General features: G+C 58.4%; 15 protein-coding genes. 10 read left to right on the top strand and 5 right to left on the bottom strand.

The genetic code is table 11. The features are described from left to right. The 5 genes from VGL70_22335 to VGL70_22355 all read left to right on the top strand — a co-directional run. A partial coding sequence (locus VGL70_22335; GenBank protein HEY3306268.1) for a response regulator transcription factor occupies positions 1-476 on the top strand: 476 nt, incomplete at its 5' end. Beyond that, positions 454-1,869 carry a HAMP domain-containing sensor histidine kinase gene (locus tag VGL70_22340; GenBank protein HEY3306269.1) on the top strand — a complete coding sequence of 472 codons (1,416 nt, stop codon included), beginning with the start codon at positions 454-456 and terminating at the stop codon, positions 1,867-1,869. The genes VGL70_22335 and VGL70_22340, both read left to right, overlap by 23 nt. Before the next feature lie 97 nt (positions 1,870-1,966). Continuing rightward, positions 1,967-2,899, top strand: coding sequence for a hypothetical protein (locus VGL70_22345; protein HEY3306270.1), 933 nt, complete (start codon positions 1,967-1,969; stop codon positions 2,897-2,899). A 127-nt stretch (positions 2,900-3,026) separates the two neighbouring features. Beyond that, entirely contained in the window at positions 3,027-4,391 is a 1,365-nt protein-coding gene (locus tag VGL70_22350; protein ID HEY3306271.1) for an alginate export family protein, read from the top strand. 115 nt (positions 4,392-4,506) lie between these two features. Then, positions 4,507-4,725, top strand: a complete 219-nt coding sequence (locus tag VGL70_22355; GenBank protein ID HEY3306272.1) for a type II toxin-antitoxin system Phd/YefM family antitoxin — start codon at positions 4,507-4,509, stop codon at positions 4,723-4,725. A gap of 459 nt (positions 4,726-5,184) precedes the next feature. Here VGL70_22355 and VGL70_22360 read toward each other — a convergent pair whose 3' ends face one another. After that, positions 5,185-6,261, bottom strand: coding sequence for an amidohydrolase family protein (locus VGL70_22360; GenBank protein ID HEY3306273.1), 1,077 nt, complete (start codon positions 6,259-6,261; stop codon positions 5,185-5,187). A gap of 490 nt (positions 6,262-6,751) precedes the next feature. On the opposite strand from VGL70_22360, the gene VGL70_22365 reads away from it, so the two are divergent. Further along, positions 6,752-8,527, top strand: coding sequence for a radical SAM protein (locus VGL70_22365; protein HEY3306274.1), 1,776 nt, complete (start codon positions 6,752-6,754; stop codon positions 8,525-8,527). On the opposite strand, the gene VGL70_22370 is transcribed toward VGL70_22365, so the two are convergent. From VGL70_22370 to VGL70_22385, 4 genes are all read right to left on the bottom strand, one after another. After that, positions 8,430-9,548, bottom strand: coding sequence for a Gfo/Idh/MocA family oxidoreductase (locus VGL70_22370; protein ID HEY3306275.1), 1,119 nt, complete (start codon positions 9,546-9,548; stop codon positions 8,430-8,432). The two genes, VGL70_22365 and VGL70_22370, sit on opposite strands and share 98 nt — an antisense overlap. Continuing rightward, positions 9,545-10,846 carry a Rieske 2Fe-2S domain-containing protein gene (locus VGL70_22375; protein ID HEY3306276.1) on the bottom strand — a complete coding sequence of 434 codons (1,302 nt, stop codon included), beginning with the start codon at positions 10,844-10,846 and terminating at the stop codon, positions 9,545-9,547. Before VGL70_22375 ends, VGL70_22370 begins: the two co-directional genes overlap by 4 nt. Positions 10,847-10,862: 16 nt before the next feature. Continuing rightward, complete coding sequence (locus VGL70_22380; protein ID HEY3306277.1) at positions 10,863-11,849, bottom strand: ABC transporter substrate-binding protein; 987 nt, start codon at positions 11,847-11,849, stop codon at positions 10,863-10,865. A gap of 121 nt (positions 11,850-11,970) precedes the next feature. Then, complete coding sequence (locus tag VGL70_22385) at positions 11,971-13,431, bottom strand: MmgE/PrpD family protein (GenBank protein ID HEY3306278.1); 1,461 nt, start codon at positions 13,429-13,431, stop codon at positions 11,971-11,973. Between the two features lie 132 nt (positions 13,432-13,563). Between VGL70_22385 and VGL70_22390 the strand changes: the two genes are divergently transcribed. From VGL70_22390 to VGL70_22405, 4 genes are read left to right on the top strand one after another with little or no spacing between them, the layout of a single operon-like run. Next, the gene (locus VGL70_22390; protein HEY3306279.1) at positions 13,564-14,748 is read left to right on the top strand and encodes a glycosyltransferase family 4 protein; all 1,185 of its coding nucleotides are present in this window, start codon (positions 13,564-13,566) and stop codon (positions 14,746-14,748) included. After that, on the top strand, positions 14,745-15,908 hold the full coding sequence (locus VGL70_22395; GenBank protein HEY3306280.1) for a glycosyltransferase family 4 protein: 1,164 nt from the start codon (positions 14,745-14,747) through the stop codon (positions 15,906-15,908). Before VGL70_22390 ends, VGL70_22395 begins: the two co-directional genes overlap by 4 nt. Positions 15,909-15,947: 39 nt before the next feature. Further along, positions 15,948-17,402 carry a polysaccharide deacetylase family protein gene (locus VGL70_22400; protein HEY3306281.1) on the top strand — a complete coding sequence of 485 codons (1,455 nt, stop codon included), beginning with the start codon at positions 15,948-15,950 and terminating at the stop codon, positions 17,400-17,402. 11 nt (positions 17,403-17,413) lie between these two features. Then, positions 17,414-18,250: a class I SAM-dependent methyltransferase gene (locus VGL70_22405; GenBank protein ID HEY3306282.1), complete on the top strand. Its 837-nt coding sequence runs from the start codon at positions 17,414-17,416 to the stop codon at positions 18,248-18,250. The last annotated feature ends 8 nt before the right edge of the window (positions 18,251-18,258 follow it).

Raw genomic sequence — 18,258 nt, forward strand, 5'->3', positions numbered from 1 at the left:
AAAAAAACCAGCTCCCCGTGATCATTTTGAGCGCCCGGGGCTCCACCGGCGATCGCGTCAAGGGTCTGGAAACGGGCAGCGACGACTACCTCACGAAGCCCTTTGCCTTCTCCGAGCTTTTGGCCCGCGTGCAGGCATTGCTGCGCCGGGCGAGCGGCGTGTCCGAGCCCACGAGTCTTAGTGTTGGGGACCTATCTATCGATCTTCTAACTCGTCGGGTGTCGCGGGGCGAGACTAAGATCGATCTTCAGCCGCGCGAATTTTCGCTGTTGGAGTATCTTATGCGCAACGCGGGCAGGGTTGTCTCCAAAACCATGATCATGGAACACGTTTGGGACTACAACTTCGACCCGCAGACCAACGTGGTGGAAGCCTGCGTGTGCAGGCTCAGGGACAAAATCGACAAAGGTTACGGCGCCGCGAAGCTCATCCATACCATCCGGGGCGTGGGTTATGTTATTGGACAAGCTCCTTAGGTTCCGCCGCACCCTGGCCTTCCGTCTTACCGTTTGGTACGCGGGGATATTCACCGTTTCTTCGCTCTTAGCCTTCTTTTTCTTCTACCTCGAGATCGCGGCCATTATCAGCGCGCGCACGGACGAGGACCTGCTCGACAACGTCAAAGAATATTCCGCTCTGCTCGCCGAAAAAGGCGTTGAAGAGGTCAAGCGGACGATGGTTCTCGACGCCAAGGAGGACGGCGAAAAGAAAGTCTTCTTCCGTCTGCTGACGCCCGACGGCAAGGAAACGGCTTCGTCCAATCTATTTTCCTGGGGCCGATTGGAAGTGAACCGGGATGCTTTGCAGCGGATCGCCCAAGGCGCGAAGCCGGTGCTCGAAACCCTGGCTATCGAAGGGCGGCGTCATCAGGCCCGGATCGTGTACGGGCCGATCGGACCGGGCACGATCCTGCAAATAGGAATGTATCTGGAGGACAACGACGAATTTCTGGCGGAATTTCGAAAAATCTTCGGCGTCACCGTGGCCGCAGTCATGGTCTTGGCCGCCCTGCTCGGATGGTTCATGGCCAGGCGCGCGCTGACGCACGTCGAAGAAGTCACGCGCACGGCGCGAGCGATTTCGGCAAGCGACCTCGAGCAACGGGTGCCGGTCAAAGGCCAGGCGGACGAAATCGCGACGCTGGCGACGACCTTCAACGATATGCTCGACCGCATTCGGACGCTGGTGACCGAGATGAAAGAGATGACCGAGAATATCGCCCACGATCTCCGGAGTCCGATCACCAGGATCCGCGGCATGGCCGAGATGGCATTGACCACGGGCAAGACGATCGGCGAGTACGAAGCCGCCGCCGCCAGCACGGTCGAGGACTGCGACCGGCTCCTCGAGATGATCAACACGATGCTCTACATTTCTCAGACCGAAGCGGCGGCGGAAAAATTGCCGCTGGAAGAAGTTAACATCACCGGCGTGGTGCGCGATGCCTGCGAGCTGTTTCAACCCGTGGCCGAGGACAAGGGAGTGGATTTGGTCGTCGAGATCGGCGCTGATCTCAAAGTTCGCGGCGTATTGCAGGGCTTGCAGCGCATGCTGGCCAATCTGATCGACAACGCGTTGAACTATACGCCGCGCCCGGGGACGGTGACCGTGTCGGTCAGCGGCGATGAGAAGCGCGGCGTCATCGCGGTGAAAGACACGGGGATCGGCATATCGCAGGACGAGCTGCCAAATATTTTTAAGCGCTTCTACCGGGGCGATCGCAGCCGATCGCGGCCGGGCACCGGCCTGGGATTGAGTCTCGTGCAGGCGATCGTTCACGCCCATCGCGGCCAGATCTCCGTCATCAGCGCGCCGAACGCGGGAACTACCTTTACCGTTATTTTGCCGGCCATACACATCGCTTCGTAGCTTTCTCTTCCGCCACCTAACCTTACGGATTTGTAATTTTCCCATCATATTACCCTTAGCCTCCCTTGCTAAGGTCGCTTTCAAAAGGAGGTGCATTATGAAAACCACTCTAGTTGACGTCATATTCGCGGCCGGCGCGGTTCTCGTTTTCAACGCAGTCGCCATTACGGCCGCCGCGGGAGCGACTAATTTTTGTCGGCTCACCTCGGAGAGGATGTTGCAGTCCTGTCTGGCAGAAGCGCACGGCGACTCCTGGCTCGCTTCAGCGAAGTGCAGCAACATCTCCGACGCCGCGGAGCGCGCGGCCTGCCGCCAGCAAGTGCAGCCGGATCATAAAGACGCGCGGCAGACCTGTCACGAGCAGAAAGACGCGCGGAACGCGGTCTGCAATCGGCTCGGCGGGGCGCGCTACGACCCGGTGATCGATCCGGCGAACTTCGTCTCTGCGGTCAACCATACTCTTTTCCCCCTGGTTCCCGGCACGACCTTCATTTACGAGGGTCAGACTGCAGCCGGCCTCGAGCACACCGAGTTTTCGGTGACCAACAACACAAAAGTGATTCTCGGCGTCACCTGCGTCGAAGTGCACGATATCGCCAAACTCGACGGCGAGTTGATCGAAGACACGCTCGATTGGTTCTGCCAGGATCAGGCCGGCAATGTCTGGTATTTCGGAGAAAACACGAAGGAACTCGAAGGCGGCCTGGTGATAAGCCTGGAGGGCTCATGGACGGCCGGCGTCGACGGCGCCAAGCCGGGAATCATCATGAAAGCCCAACCGGCGATCGGCGATTTCTACCGCCAGGAGTTTTCTCTCGGCAACGCCGAGGACCTCGCGGAAGTGATCGGCTTGAACGAATCCGTCACGGTTCCTTTTGGCTCGTTCAACAACTGCCTAAAGACCCTGGAGACTACGCCCATGGAACCCGATCTCCAGGAGCACAAGTTCTATTGCTTGGGGGTCGGCCTGGTGTTGACGATTGATCTGACCACCGGTGAAAAGTCGGAGCTGATAGCGATAACGCCATGAAGGAGTCAGCAGTAAGCAGTACGCAGCGGGGACAAAAGATCCCAAGTCTCTACTGCACTGCCGCTGCCTGCTAAAAATGGCTTGGTTTGTCAACGACTATCGGCTGAGGGTAAGGTAGCCTGTGCCGATGGCCGTTCGTACCATCAGTTCGATCTTGCTCTTTTGTCTGGCGCTCGCTGCAAGCAACGCCGGAGCACAGCAGCCGGAGGACGATAGGATATCCGACTGGAGAATCGACGGCGAGTACGAAGTCAAGCTGGACTATCGGAGAAACTTCGCTCTGGACAAGCGACACAGAGACGATCTCTTCCGTTTGGACCAGGAGTTCCAACTGCGCGCGTCTTACCGGTACCACGACTGGATTACATTTTTTATCGAAGGGAAGATACTCGGCGAGCACCAACTCTATACCGGCGGCGGCCGTCGAAAATCGGTCGGCGAGCCGGAGCGCGGCGAGACCTGGGTGCGCTTCGACCAGTTGTTCGGGCGCGACCTAAGGCTGAAGGTCGGCCGGCAAAACTTCGAAGAGCCGCGCCGCTGGTGGTGGGACGACGACCTCGATGCCGTCGCGCTGCGCTACCGGAACGAATCATGGTTTTTCGAACTCGGCGCGGGCAGGGAGCTCCCGCGGAAATCGTTGTCGGAAAAATTTATCGACCCCGAAGACGAAGGCGTGATCCGCGTGCTCGCGCGCGCCGACTGGCTTTATTTCAAAAACCACGGGCTCAGTCTATTTTTTCTGCACCAAAACGACACCTCGGCGACCGAGTCCCGTGGAGACCGGATTCAGCGCAATCGGGAGGATCCGAGCGACGCCAGGCTCTGGTGGGGAGGGCTTCGCGCTATAGGCAGTGAACCTTTAGCAGAACACGGCGAGCTTTCTTATTGGGCGGACGTCGCGATGGTGTTGGGAAAGGAAAAGCTTTTAGAACTTAGCGACGCGCGCGGCGACAAAAAACTGGTCACTTTCCGGAGGGATCACCGAGTGCGCGGTTGGGCCATCGACGTGGGCGGGCGCTGGGACACCGAGCTTCCCGGCCGGCCTTTGTTCACTCTGGGATATGCCGTTGGGTCCGGCGATAAAAATCCCCAAAGCGGCGACGATCGGGCCTTCCGCCAGACCGGCCTCCAGAGCAATGACGAAGAGTTTCGCACCTACGGCGAGCTAGTCAGGCCTGAACTTTCCAACCTGAGCATTCCGGTCGCCGCCGTGCGGTTCCCCGTCTTTGCCAAAAGCTACGTCGAGTTTTCTTACCGCCACTTTCGCCAACTTTACGCCGTCCCCTTCTTGCGCGAGGCGCGCGTCAAAGCCGAGCCGAACGGCATCGACAAGAACATCGGTCACGAGTGGATGCTCTATTCCCTGGTTAAACAATGGAACAAACTTGAAATCGAGCTCGTCGGCGCCGCGTTTCGGGCGGGCAGCGCATACGGGCCGCGGTCGGGAAAGATGGCCTACAGCTTTTTCACCAAAGTGACGTACGAGTTTTGACATCCCAGCTCATGGCCGACACCGCATGATAAGGCGAAAGTCTGTTTGGGGGCAACCACAAGTTCATAAAATGTCCACTTTTTCTGAGTCAACAACTATTATATAGTTCTTTTTCATGAAGACGATTTCAGCTACCCAATTCAAAGAGCACTGCCTGACTCTCCTGGACCAAATAGGCCTTGAGGGTATTATTATCACAAAGCACGGAAAGCCGGTTGCGAAACTCTTTCCGATTCACACCGACACCGCAAAGTTAATCGGAAGCTTCAAGGGCAAAATCAAAATAAACGGAAACATCTTATCATCTCGCGCGAAGTGGAATACTGAGCGTTGATTCGCCTACAGCTTTTCGTCAAAGTGACGTACGATTTCTGAACTACGCGCGGACGCCCGGCTTTTTCCTTCAGCGACATATACCGGTTGTTCTTTTTCCCGGTTGCCGGCCGGAAATTGATCCTTTCCCACGGATTCAAAAGAAACCCCAGCAGACTCCGCTGCGCGAGCTTCAAATACCCGAAGCACGAATGAAAGACTACGTTCAAATCATGAATTTCCGTCAACACAAGGAGAGACTTCTAAAGAACCCAAAAGTCCCAAAAGAATACGACAAGCTGGAGCCCGAGTTCCAACTGGCTCAGAGTTTAATCACGCTAGACTCAAGAAGGGATGGACACAGAAGAACAAGCAAGGATTGAATAGAATAGAAAGCACGACCCCAAACTGCGAACCCGGACCGCAATCGGGCCGAATGGCCTACAGCTTTTTTACCAAGGTGACGTACGAATTTTAAACTTCATGTCAGGGCAAACAGGCTCTTCGGGTTGTGGTAGGTAATTTTTTCGTACTGTTGCCCGGTGATGCCGCCCTTCTGTTTGAGGTTGCGCAGCGCTTCGATCTCGGTCGATTGATCGTTGTGCCCGTAATCGGTGCCGATAACCAGGTTGTCTTCGCCGGCGTACCTCATGATGTAATCCACGTCATCGTCCGTTTGGCAGGAAACGTATTGCCGGTACTCCTTCATCGGGTTGTCCGGCAATGTCTTTTGCTGCGCGCCCCAGCGGCGCTGCAAATCTTTCACAACGTAGGGAATCCATTGCGCCGCGGCCTCGGCCCAGTGAAACCGAAGCTTGGGAAACATCATCGGCAACTCGCCCATGATCACGGATTGGAATGCGCCGATCACGGGCAAGCGAAACTTCCAGAAGCTGCCGCCTCCGTTGTACTGTGACACGAGGTCTACGTTTTCCGGGTTGCCGTTGCCAACGTGCACTCCGATCGCCATGTCGAGCCGGCTTACCTCCTCGTAAAGCGGATAGAAGTACGGATCGGTGATGAGCCGGTTGCCTTCGATGCCGCGCATGAACACGCCGACGGCGCCTTGCTGTTTGCAAAATTTTAGCTCCTCCAATGATGCGCTCATATCGAGCAGCGGCAGCACGCAGATCCACCGGAGCCGCCCCTTTCCCTGCCGGTGAATGTCGGCGAGCCAGCGGTTGTAGCCTCTGCAGATAGCGATTTCCCACTGCGGCTTCTCGGTCACTTGCTCGATGAAAATAGTCGGATACAGCACCTGGGTGTCGATCCCCAGCTCGTCCATGTGATTCAAACGCGCCTGTACGTTTTCCATCTCGCGCGTTTCGCGCGGCGTGTGCATCGCGCGGCCGGTCCGCTCGGAAACTTCCGCCAGCTCCTGCGCGGTCATGACGATTCGGACCAGGCCGCGTATTTTTCCATCGACGAACCAGTATTCGCCCCCGTTCTCGCCGTACGGCCGTACGATGAGAGGCCGATACTTCTGGTCGGACCGCTCCATGAAATCCCACGTATGTTCCGACTCGACTACATGCGCATCGGCATCGATAGTCCGCATATCTCACACCTCCGGCGCGTCTTGCTTATCTTCCTGGCCCGGATTATTCACACGATCAGCCCTCAAGCGCGAGCCGCTCCGGGCGAGGGCAATAGAGAAAAGAAAAAGCTCGCGCTCTCGGGCTTCCGGCTTCCACGCGGGAACGGTTCCGCAGGGGGCGAGGATGAAAACCGCAGGCACAGGGACGCGGAGGTTCAATGGCTTGTGCGGCGCTTGGCAGCCCGGAGCATGGTATTTCGATTGTTTGTTGCAGTGCAAATGTCTCGACAGAGTCCACGAGGCACTGACCTATTGCCTGCGGCTGGAAGCCTCGCCCCTGAGGAACCGGGAAAATTGGCACTTTGTTCATAGGACTACCCGTGGGATGAATAATCTGGGCTGGTTCCCTGGCCGTGCCTTACCGCAGGAAATAAGGAGTGTCAACCAACGGCAAACGGATGGCCAAGCATCTTTTCTTCCGGACGGAAGATCGGATATAACTTTCTTACCGATGAAAGTCGTTCTCGTTCAGCCGCCGGTACAGGACTTCTATGATACCGACGTGCGGCTGCAGCCGATCGGCCTCTGTTATATAAAGGCCGCCGTCAAGAAACATCGGCCCCATGTCGAAGTCATCATCAAGGATTACCACCGAGGATGCGGACGCAGGACGGTGCCGATTCCGAAACCGCTCGGCTATTTATCCGAATACTATCTCGTCGCGGACCAATCGCCTTTTTCCACCTTCCATCAGTACTATCACTTCGGCCGATCTTACGACGAGATCGAGGCGGAACTGGCCGCGATGAAACCGGACGTTGTGGGAATCTCGTGCCTGTTCACTCCGTATTATCGAGAGGCGTTGGAAGTCGGTCGACGGGTTAAGAAAAGGCTTAACGTCCCGGTGGTGATGGGCGGCTCGCACGCGTCGGCGGCGCCGGAGGCGCTCCTCTCATCGCCGTATGTGGATTATGTGATCCGCGGCGAAGGGGAGAAGGCGTTCGTGGATTTTCTGGCTTTTGTTCAGGGTGAAATACCGATCGAAGCGGTGCCGAACCTGGCTTACAAAAAGGATGGGCAGCTCCGTTTCAATCCCATCGGCGACAACTTTCCTCCGGACGAGTTGCCGTTTCCCGATCTCAGCGACTTTGCTCCGTCGAGCTACAACCTCGCCGGCAAACCGATGACGTTCATGATCACGTCGCGGAGCTGCCCGCACAAGTGCTCGTTCTGCTCCGTCCACACGACGTTCGGTGAAAAGTACCGCCTCCGCTCTTTGGAAAACGTGCTGGAAGAAATCGAGCTCCGCTACCGCCAAGGTTACCGCGTGATCGACTTCGAAGACGATAACCTGACCTACTACAAAAGCACGTTCAAGGAACTGTGCCGACAGTTGATCGCGCGCTTTCCCAAGGGAGCGCTCCAGTTGGTCGCGATGAACGGCATCAGCTATCTGAGCCTGGACGAAGAAGCGCTCGAGCTGATGGCAGAGGCCGGATTTTCGCACTTGAATCTGGCGCTCGTCAGCTCGGATAAGACTGTTCGAGAGACGACCAAGCGGCCGCACACGCTCAGCGCCTATCTGAAAGTCGTCGAGAAAGCCTTTCAACTCGGCTTCAAAATCGTCTCGTATCAAATCCTCGGTCTCCCGAATGAGAGCCTGGCTAGCATGATCCAGACTTTGGCGTTCAATGCGCGGCTGCCGGTCTTACTGGGGGCGTCGCCGTATTACCAGACGCCGAATGCGCCGATCGCACGAAACATCGACTTTACCGAAGACGACTACTTACGCTCGCGGCTCACGGCGATGGCGGTTGAAACCGACGGGTTCGACCGTAAGGACATCTACACTCTGTTCATCACGACGCGCATCATCAATTTCCTCAAAGGCCTGCCGCTTTGTTCGGCAGCCCCACTCACAGATTTAATGAGTCGATCATGGACCGACAAAAGATTGCAGATCGGCTTCGAGCTGCTCAAATATATCGCCGAGACGCAGCGGCTTTATTTCTGGACGAAGAACGGCTTGATCGAAAACGAAAGGTTCAGAAGCGAAATTTTCCTGCGCGTCCTCGCGGAGGCGGGTGAGATCTCGTGTCAGAACGGCAGTGCAATCGAGGCTAGCGGCTTCGCGCGCCCGGTCGCTTCACGCGCCCGGCTTCCAGCCGGAGGACTTGACAACCACCCTCTCACGGCCATCGAAGAAGCTTGTGCTGCTTACGCTCCCAGGGAGTTTCCTCACCCAGTTTCGCTTTCAGCGGCCGCCCGAGCCGCGCGGCTTCGATGACGGCGATGCCCAGCTCCTGTGAGCGGCGCGCGCGCGTAATCCCGAACTCCGGCTCGACGCTTTCGGTCACCGCACGATAAAGGCCCGTGAGCTCCGCCGCGCGCGCGAGCCCGTCGGCGATGCCGTCTTTCTCCACGTCCGTCATGACCCGGTCGGCGAAGGGGTTTTGAAATTCGACCGGCGGCTGGGTTTCATAAAAAAATCGCTCCGGAATATCGCGCTCCCCCTCTCGGCGCGCCACTATCTTCATCGGATAATCCGCCGCCGTCCCGTTCTCGACCTGGTGCAGCCGGCTCACCCCGCCGTCTTCGCCGACGATGTACCCATGGGTTCCTTCGACGGCGGTGACGCGTGGTCGCCCCCAGCGGTGCGGCTTGGTCCACGTCGTGACATATTCGCATGAGGCCGTGACGCCGTTGGCGAAACTCAGGAGCGCGTTCACCCACGTCTCTTCCGCCGCGCCCTCGCAGCGCGTCGCCGACGCCGATATCTCCTCGACGTCGGCGCCGGCGTAGAGCTGAAACAGGCTCATGATGTGGTAGCAGCTCTCATGGTTGGCCGGGGCGTTGTAAGCCGAAAGATGGACGACCTCTCCGATCAAGCCCGCCTCCAGCGTCATCCGATTCAGCCGTTCAGCCGGCCGGCGGCCGTAGTTTTCGCCGACCTCGACTTGCACCCCGGCTTTCGCCGCCGCCTCGGCGATGAAATCCATCATGGCGCGCGTCGGCGCCAGCGGAGTTTCGATCAGCATGTGAACGCGGTAGTCGGCGGCCGCCTTGGCAACGAGATGATGGCTCTGCGGCGGCGTGGCGATGACGACGGCGTCGAGCGACTTCCGGCTCAAGAGCTCATCTACGTCCGAGTATGCATCGCAACCCAGGCGCTGCGCCAAGGCCCGTGCGCTCGTCGCGTTCACATCGCAGATACCGGCGAGCTCAAAAAACTCGGGCAGCTCGACGATCGTGGCGACATGAGCCCGGCCCCGCCTTCCCGCGCCCACGACTCCGATTCGGAGTCTCATTTAAAGGCGCTCGCGGGAGCAGGCTCCAGCGCCGCTTTTCGCTGTCTCAAGTAGTCGTCGATGCTCATGTCGGCAGGGATTGTCTCTTCGGTCACGTTCAGTCCGGGAAATCGGTTCCGCTCCGCTTCGCGGATCACGTGTGGAGGATCCTCGCCCTCCTGGACCTTTTGGACTGCGCGCAAAAGCATGCGGCGCGCCCTGGCGACGCCCCGATCGGACGCGACGAGATGCTCCTGAGTTCGGTCCTGAATCTCCCCCGTGCTCTCGGAAGCGCACGAGTCATGAACCACGAAAATCGGCCCCATGCCCGAAAAAGTATCCGTGCGCTGCTCCTCGCGGTCCTGGAGATATCGGTTCTGGCGATTGCGAATGAAGCGGAAGTCAGGCGTCGTCACCGAGGCTCGCTCCCGCGTGTGCGCCTTATCGATCGGCCCCGAGCGCTTGAAGGCCATCGAGAATCTCCAGTGATGCGTGTCGTCGATCGGCACGTGCCAGTTCATCAAGTAACCGTCGCCTGGCGGGACCGGGCCGCCGCCGACCGCGCAGAGATTCGGCAGAACGAAATTCGAAGACCGTACTGCCGTGCGCTCGGCGTCTACGCGGTAAAAGGCATAGATGCAAATACCAAACTCGGTCTCATCCGCTTCGACCCGCGGCGGCTGTGCGCGGGTGTCAAAAGCGGGACTCACCCGCTCCTGATCGATCGGAACGCGGCTCTGCTTTAAGCGGCTGCCGGGAAGAAAGCGGTGGAGAAAGAAAGGATGCACCGGATCGAGGTTACCCTCGTTGCCCTGAAGGTAGCTGCACTCATGGTAGTACTTGTGAATCCAGCGATGAGCGTCCGGCACGTTGAAAAATTCGTAGTTGGGAAAGAGCGGCGGTTCGCCCGGTCCCATGTAAGTGAACACCACTCCGGCGCGCTCGACGCACGGGTAAGCGGGGTGGCGAATTTGATCCCGCTGCGCGCCGCCGCTGGGTTCGCCGGGCTGTTCGAGACAGCGGCCATGTATGTCGTAGAGCCAGCCGTGATAAAGGCAGCGTAACCCGCCGTCTTCGACGCGACCGTAGCTGAGATCCGCCCCGCGATGACTGCAGTGAAGCGCCAGAAGTCCCGGCCTTCCCTGATCATCCCGAAAGATAACGAGATCCTCGCCCAGGAACCTGAGCGGCAGAGGCGAACCTCCGGGAAGCAGCTCGACGGAAAGCGCGGCCGGCTGCCAGTAGCGCCTGAGCAGCGCTCCGCCGGCCGTGCCGGGCCCGATCCGAGTCAACAGATCATTCTGCTCTTTGCTCAGCATGCTCTGCTCAAGAAACCTAGTCCTTAAACTTTCCCAGTTCTTTCTGTATCTCCTGAAGGAGCCTCGTGTCTATGATCTTCGAGGGCGGGACATCGGCGATTTTCTCGCCCGCCTCCCGGGCAAATTGCAAAAGAAGAGAAACGCCTTTCTCGCTCATGGCGCCATCCGGCGTAAGGACGGCCGCCTGCTGCGCGTGAACGTCGGCGGCCTCCTCGAGCGTGAAGTTAAAACGCCGAGAGATGAATTCCGCCGCCTCCTTCTTATGGCTCAGGAAATAGCGCACGCTGCGGATGGTCGCTCGGATCATCTTGCGGACCTCCGGCGGCTTCTGAGCGAGTTTTTTTTCCGTTACCGCCAATCCGACGGTGGGCGCGCTCGCCGCCTCGCCCAGATCGATCAGCTCGCGAAAGCCCATCTTTCTCCCGGCCATATTGACCGGGAAGGCGACGACGGCGGCATCGACGGAGCGGCTCTCCATAGCCTGAAGCCGCGCGGGTGAAGAACCGACCAGAAGCCAGGCGATGTCTTTAACCGCAACTCCTTTTTGCTCCAGCGCCGTGGCGGCGGCATTCTGGGCGGTGCCCTTGATCGAATCGACGCCGATCCGTTTTCCTTTGAGATCGGTCGCGGCCTTGATCTCCGGTCGAACGATGAGATACCAAAGCGAACGAGTATCGATCCCCATTACGAGTTTGATGGGCACGCCCCTGGCCGCGGCGCGCGTCGGCCCGCCAAAGCCGATAATGTAATCGACCTCGTCCGCCATCAAGGCGGCCAGGGCAACGTTAGAGCGGATAACGATCAATTCGAGATCGATCCCTTCCTCGCGGTAGATTCCCTTGCGAACCCCCAACTCCACCGGTGAGAAAGAGACGGCGACACCCGGCATGGACGCTCTGACCCGAATGGCGTCCGCCGCTGTTTTGTCCTGCGTCCATGCTTCGCGCACGGGCAACACCGACAAGATGACGACGGCAAAGAGGGCGAGAGTTTGGATTTTCACGGCTAGTGGGCGGATCGTGTCTGGTTCTTACAACAAATGAAGCCCGCAGCCAAGACCCAGAACGACGAGAGCCGGGCTCTTTCGAGTTCGGGGCTGTTTTGAATTTTAATTTCGGCAGTTGTTACGCCATACTCTCGATCATTCGTCCTGGCAGGCAGTTTAAAACATCCATCAGTTGGCCGGCATTTGTCAGCCTAGCGACCGACCAGGCGGTGTCGATCATAGCCGACTGTTGTTTGTCATCCAAGACGCCTTCACAGCAGGAGCGCGCCTTGGCTTCCAGATCGGCGTCGCTCAGCGGGTTTTCCGGTCCGCCGCGGTAGCGCTCGTCGGCCCAGCCCTCGACGGTACGGCCGTTTTTCAGTCGAATCACTATCCGCGAGCGCATCTTGTCGAAGCCCATCTTTTCGATCTCGGGGTCGAGCTCGGTCGATATGCGCCGTTGCATGGCTTTCGTGGGAGCGGAAGCAACGAACTCATCCGAGAACTCGCGTTTCCCGGCCTTGCGTGCAAGCGCGATCATCGTGAGCGCCGCGGGCAGAGAAAATTTCGCCTGGAGGTGATTCGCCGCGACGGGATAACGGATCGGTTTTAAAATATTTGTTCCGGCGTAAACCTTGACCGCTTCGATGTCGTCCGGTTTGACGTCGTACTCTGTCACGAGCTTCAGCATCAGATCGATCGTCGGATGCGTCAGTACGCCGCAAGGATAGGGCTTGATCGAGACTCCGGGCTCGACGATGCTCCAGGTTTTTCCGAAGCCCTGGAAAATTTTGTCGGCACTGACGCCGCCGCCGTGGACGGCGAAAAAACCCCACGGACCGTCTAATGCTTCCGGGTCCGCCGTGAACCCTCTCGCTGCGAGAACTGCGGCGGTGACGCCGTTCTCGGCCGCGCGGCCGACATGCAGCGGCTTCACCATCGTGCCGAAGTTGCAGCGAATGCCGGCGGCGAAGCTCGCCGCGATGCCGAAGCCGCTCAGCAGTTTGTCTCCTTTCAACACCAGCAGTTTCGCCGCCGCCGCGTATGCGCCGAAGGTGCCGACCGTCGCGCTGGAGTGCATGCCTCTCAGATAATGCTGCGGCAACATCCATTCGGAGATTTTACATTCGACTTCGAAGCCGGTGAGAAAAGCGAGCATAAAAGTTTTGCCGTCTATGCCGCCGAGCTTCTGCGCCATCACGAGCGCGGCGGATAGCGGCGGAATCGTCGGATGGGTCAAGAGTCCATAGACGTGGGCGGGATCAAAGCTTACCTGGCTGTCGTCCCAGTCGTGCGCATGACCGGCGGTGCCGAGGACGCGCGCCGCCATCGGCGCCGGAACTTTTTTTTCGCCGCGGCCGAGCAGAAGCGCCTCCGGCCTCCCGCCCATCTTTTCCGCTTCATCCATGAGAATTCTAACCGAATGCTCCTCCGATCCGGCGACGCAGAGGCCGAGACCGTCGAGCAAACAACGCGTGCCGATGCGCACCGCCTCGGCGGGAATTGAATCGAAGCTCACGTTCTCGACGAACTCGGCGGCTGCGGCCGTCGTCTTCAGGCCGGCGGGCATAACGGCGAACGCGTTCGAATCGGCGGTCATGAGGAAACCTCCTCAGGTAGTGGGCAAAATAGTAGCACAGAACGGATGCGAAAACTTTTCTTCGGCGCGGCAACGACCCGGCTCGGGCGTGGAAAGAAAATCTCACACGTGATAACTTTACTCGGGCTGCCTATGCGACTCGCTTTATGGTGCACGAATTACTTTCGAGGATTCGGCGGGGCCGAAAAGTTCGTCAACGACCTCTTGAACGGATTTGCCGACCGCGGCACCGATCTTTTCCTGATCGCCGGCAGGTCGGGTCCGGGCCAAAGAGACAATCCTCACTATGAGCCGCTGCATCCGAAAGTGAGGATTTACCAGAACGACTTTTCGAACCCCTTCGATTCGCTCAAGGCGCCGTTGATTTTTCCTCTTAGGCTGGCTCAATATCTCAAAGCAGCGGCCCAGCTGTGGCGGTTTTTTCGGCGCAGCAGGCTCGATCTCGTTCATCTGCACTTCGTCGGTTTCGACGTTTTGCTGCTGGCGTTATACAAGTATTTCTTCAAATATCGCCTCGTCGTGACCTTCACGGGCACCGATCTCGAAACGGCGCTGACGAGCGCAGCCGCCCGGCTCAAGGTCAGAATAGCTCTTAAATGCGCGGATGCCGTGACCGCGGTTTCTCAAGACCTCTGCCGCAAACTTGAGACCAGCTTTTTTTTTTCGCAAGCCCTCTACGTCCCTAACGGCATCGACAGCCGTCGAATACGAGCCTACGCCGGGCCGTCTTTGCCGGAGATCAGGGAAGATCAGTTTGTCTATTGCGGCAGGCTCGTCGCCGTCAAGCGTGTCCGCTTTTTGATCGATGCCTTTCATCAATGTCTCCAGCGAGGTTGCGCCAAGGATCTTTACATTGCCGGCGGCGGCGAGGAAACCGGCGAGGTCCGGGCGGCGATTCGCGCTCTCGGCATATCGAATCGCGTCATCGCCCTCGGAGCCTTGACTCACCGCGAGACCGTCGGCTTGATCGATCGCAGCAGGTGTCTGTTGCTGAGCTCGCTCAGCGAAGGCTGTCCGTTGGTGGTCCTGGAAGCGCTGGCCCTGGGGAAGCCGGTGATCGCACCCGAAGTGGGAGGATTGAAGGATCTGCTCGCTCACGGCGAAGGCGGGTATTTGTATCCGCCGGATAGGCAAGATATGTTTTGCGAGCTAATCTTGAAAATGGCCGCGGATCGAGCCCTGGCGATGAAAGCCGGGGCCGGAGGACCCATGATCGTGAACGATAACTTCGAGTTGGAATCCGTCCTGCGCCGCTATTTAGGCGTGTACGATGCGGTCACCCGCCGCCTCGGCTCTAACCCTCTGGCGCCGACATGAGACTGGCCATCTGGAATACCAACTACGCCCGGCACTACGGCGGCGCCGAGAGCGCGGTGCATCAACTATTGAACCGCTTTGCCGAGCTCGGGATAGAGACGTTTCTCTTCACCCACGACTCCGACATCCACCACGCCGCGGGTCATTTTTTCGAGCCCTTGAACTCCGGCGTCAAAGTCTATCAAAACAGCTTCTGCAACCCCTGGGACTTCTTGCATCGACCCGTCGTCTTTGCCGTCAAATTCTTGAAATATCTGAAAGCCGCCGTTCAGCTGGGCTTCTTTTTGCGCCGCAACAAGATTCACGTCATTCACCTCCACTATGTTTCCTGGGACATCGCGCTGCTCGCCGTCTACAAATACTTTTTTTGCTATCGTCTGGCCGTTACCTTTCGCGCCGGTGAAGATTTGATCGCGCGCTATCCCGGACTATCGCGGCTCAAAATCAGGATCGCCCTCAAGTCGGCCGACCGCGTCACGACGGTTTCCAACGACCTCTGCGAGAAGTTGAATGCGGACTACGGTTTTTCAGACGCCGTTTATATCCCCAACGGCGTCGACGTGACGCAACTCCGGGAATGCGCGCTGCGACACCCGCCGGCGGGCATCCGTGACGACAACTTCATTTTCTGCGGAAGATTTACCGCGCAAAAAAGACTCGCGTTCTTGATCGAGGCCTTTCATCAGTGCCTGAAACGGGGCTGCGAGCAGGTCCTCTATCTCGTCGGAGACGGCGAAGAGCTGGACAAGATCAAGAAGCTCGTCCGTTCCCTGGGAATCGAGGATAGAGTCATCGCGTTGGGCGCGCTGTCCCACCCGCAAACTCTGGGCGTCCTCCGGCACACCCGTTGTCTTCTCCTCACGTCGTCGTTCGAGGGTTTTCCGCAAGCTGCGATGGAGGCCATGGCGCTGGCGAAACCCGTGATTGCCTCCGACGTCGGAGGACTGAGGGACCTCGTCATGCATGGCGATACCGGCTATCTTTATCCGGCGGACCGGCAAGATATCTTTTGTGACTGCCTGATGAAAATTTCCAAAAATAAAACTCAAGCCGAGGAAATGGGCGCCAGGGGCTTCCAAGTCTTGTCCGAACGCTATCCCCTGAAAGCCGTCGTTCAAGAATATTTGCGTCTCTACGAATCGCTCGGATTCGTCCCCTAGCGAGGACCTCTGCTCGACCGCGCCCCGAAAGCAAGAACGATGTTCGACCGACGAACCCCTTCGTTGACTCAAACGCTGACGACTTACAGAGAAATATCCGCGGACCGCCTGGGAGAATTTCTCCGGTTGGGGTATAAGCAGCGCCGTTTTTTTCCCCACCGGTTTTATTTTTTGCCCAAGGGCGGTCCCGACGGCCTCAAGATGGCGCGGCGCATGTGTGGAGTGAACGATCCCAACAAGCTATGGGAAGTGGTGCTCTACGCGCACCCCCCTTTCCTGGACGAATTTCCGCGGGAGTTGTTCTTCGATTCCGAGCTCGTCTGGCATCAGCAGCAATTCGGGCAGGCGGGACAGATCGCCACCGCCAACCTCGTCGTGAAAGGCGCCGATGTCTACGGCATGAATTATCTTTCCGATATCGTGCAGCGCATATCCAGGCGCAAGGAATTCAAGACGCGGATTGAAAACCGGTTCAAGGGTTGGCCCAGCATGCTGCTGAACAGTATCGTTATTTTCGCCGTCGAGAAGCGTCTGAAAAACATCTATTCACCCACTTCGGAGCTCGTCCTGCGGCATATCCCGCCCTCACGGGGCGCCGGAAAGGAGCTGTTCGAGAGGGTTTACGACGCTGCCGTTTGCGAACAATTTCCCGCAGCCCGAAAAGACGGGTGGTGGCGGATCGAGGTCGCGCGAGCCGCGGATAAAGCGGTCGTTCCGGAAAAACAGACCGCGCCCATCGCGGCCCAAAAACGCATCTGCCTGTGCCACGACGTCGAACGAGGCTGGGGCCATCGCCGCGCCGACCCGGAGCTCGCAAAGTTGGCCGAGCGGACTTCCCCCGGCTACCTGGACAAGATGCTCGCCGTCGAGCGGTCGATGAACGTCAAAGCGACGTATCATGTGGTGGGGGGATTTTTCAACGAAGTCAGGGAAAAGATCGAAAGCGACGGGCACTCGATCGCGTTTCATTCCTACGATCATCAGAGCCCCCGATTCTGGCCTTTGGCGCAAGCGCGCGACAAAATTACGCGCGCGATTGCGCCGCAGAGGGCCTCCTCCCTGCGCCGAACGGCCGACCAATTGGCCGCCGTGCGCCAACTCGACTATAGAATCAAAGGATACCGGCCGGCTCAGTCGAAGCTCACGAGAGAGTTCAGCGACCGGCGATTGTGCTTTCATAACTTCGAATGGCTGGCCAGCTCGGCCTATTCCCTGGGCATCGGAGCGCCGAAAATGGAAAATCGAATCGTAAAAATTCCCATTCTCTTCGACGATTTCGGCATGTACAAACGCGGCATGTCCTACGCCGAGTGGGAGCGAAGGGCCCTGGACTTGATCGGGCGAAACGATTTCGTCGCGTTCAGCCTGCACGATTGCTACGCGCAGTATTGGCTGCCCCCCTACGGCGAATTTTTAAAAAAAGTCGGCGCTCTGGGGGCTTTTGCAACTCTCGATCAAGTCGCCGGCGACGCGATCTTCGCCGGCGCGGAATAAGCCCGATCGGCATGGCCGGAAAAATCATCAAAACAGACGACGGAAACCGGCGGAGACTTACCGAGCACTATGCAGTAGAAAAAGAGCTGGCCGGCCGGCTCAAGGCCGCACGGCCGAGCGAGAGAAGAAAGGCCTACTCCGCCGTGTACGACGAATTGCTCCGGCGAGTGCCCCATCATCCGCAATTAAGCCTGATCGCCGATGCCGAACAGGCCCGCAGAAAAATTTCTCGCCAGTTGCATTCCCTCAGGAGGTTCTTGAGGCCGGACAGCGTGTTTCTGGAGATCGGCCCGGGCGACTGCGCCCTGGCGCTCGAGGTCGCCGGGCGGGTGCAAAAGGTCTATGCCGTCGATGTTTCGGCAAAACTCAGCGCGGCGGCGTCTTTTCCGGAAAATTTCGAGTTGTTGATCTCCGACGGCGTGAGCGTTCCGGTTCCCGGGAACAGCGTCTCGATCGCCTATAGCTATCAGTGCATGGAGCACCTGCACCCGGATGACGCGGTCGAGCAGCTCCATAATATTTACCAGGCACTGGCGCCCGGCGGCCGATATCTCTGCATTACGCCCAATCGGTTGGCCGGACCGCACGACATCTCGAAGCACTTCGATGAAATCGCCACGGGATTCCACCTGAAAGAATACACCAGCACGGAACTCGTGGAGCTGTTCAAGAAGGCCGGTTTTGGAAAAATCAAGCGCTACGTTGGCGGCCGCGCCTTGTTGCGTTGGGTTCCCATACGAGCCTACGAAGAAATTTTGCGCCAATTGCCTTGCTCGACTCGCCGGCGGTTGGTCGCCCGGCTGCCTTTCGGGGTCTTATGGGATATTGCGATCGTAGGAACGAAATAGCGCCGCAG

It is taken from the genome of Candidatus Binatia bacterium (assembly GCA_036504975.1).
GTDB lineage: Bacteria > Desulfobacterota > Binatia > UBA9968 > UBA9968 > JAJPJQ01.

Bases quoted from the DNA above. Each gene is read 5' to 3' on its own strand.
- VGL70_22365 (HEY3306274.1), top strand. From the start codon at position 6,752: ATGAAAGTCGTTCTCGTTCAGCCGCCGGTACAGGACTTCTATGATACC.
- VGL70_22340 (HEY3306269.1), top strand. From the start codon at position 454: ATGTTATTGGACAAGCTCCTTAGGTTCCGCCGCACCCTGGCCTTCCGT.
- VGL70_22370 (HEY3306275.1), bottom strand. From the start codon at position 9,548: ATGAGACTCCGAATCGGAGTCGTGGGCGCGGGAAGGCGGGGCCGGGCT.
- VGL70_22360 (HEY3306273.1), bottom strand. From the start codon at position 6,261: ATGCGGACTATCGATGCCGATGCGCATGTAGTCGAGTCGGAACATACG.
- VGL70_22395 (HEY3306280.1), top strand. From the start codon at position 14,745: ATGAGACTGGCCATCTGGAATACCAACTACGCCCGGCACTACGGCGGC.
- VGL70_22400 (HEY3306281.1), top strand. From the start codon at position 15,948: ATGTTCGACCGACGAACCCCTTCGTTGACTCAAACGCTGACGACTTAC.
- VGL70_22390 (HEY3306279.1), top strand. From the start codon at position 13,564: ATGCGACTCGCTTTATGGTGCACGAATTACTTTCGAGGATTCGGCGGG.
- VGL70_22355 (HEY3306272.1), top strand. From the start codon at position 4,507: ATGAAGACGATTTCAGCTACCCAATTCAAAGAGCACTGCCTGACTCTC.
- VGL70_22350 (HEY3306271.1), top strand. From the start codon at position 3,027: ATGGCCGTTCGTACCATCAGTTCGATCTTGCTCTTTTGTCTGGCGCTC.
- VGL70_22345 (HEY3306270.1), top strand. From the start codon at position 1,967: ATGAAAACCACTCTAGTTGACGTCATATTCGCGGCCGGCGCGGTTCTC.
- VGL70_22385 (HEY3306278.1), bottom strand. From the start codon at position 13,431: ATGACCGCCGATTCGAACGCGTTCGCCGTTATGCCCGCCGGCCTGAAG.
- VGL70_22405 (HEY3306282.1), top strand. From the start codon at position 17,414: ATGGCCGGAAAAATCATCAAAACAGACGACGGAAACCGGCGGAGACTT.
- VGL70_22375 (HEY3306276.1), bottom strand. From the start codon at position 10,846: ATGCTGAGCAAAGAGCAGAATGATCTGTTGACTCGGATCGGGCCCGGC.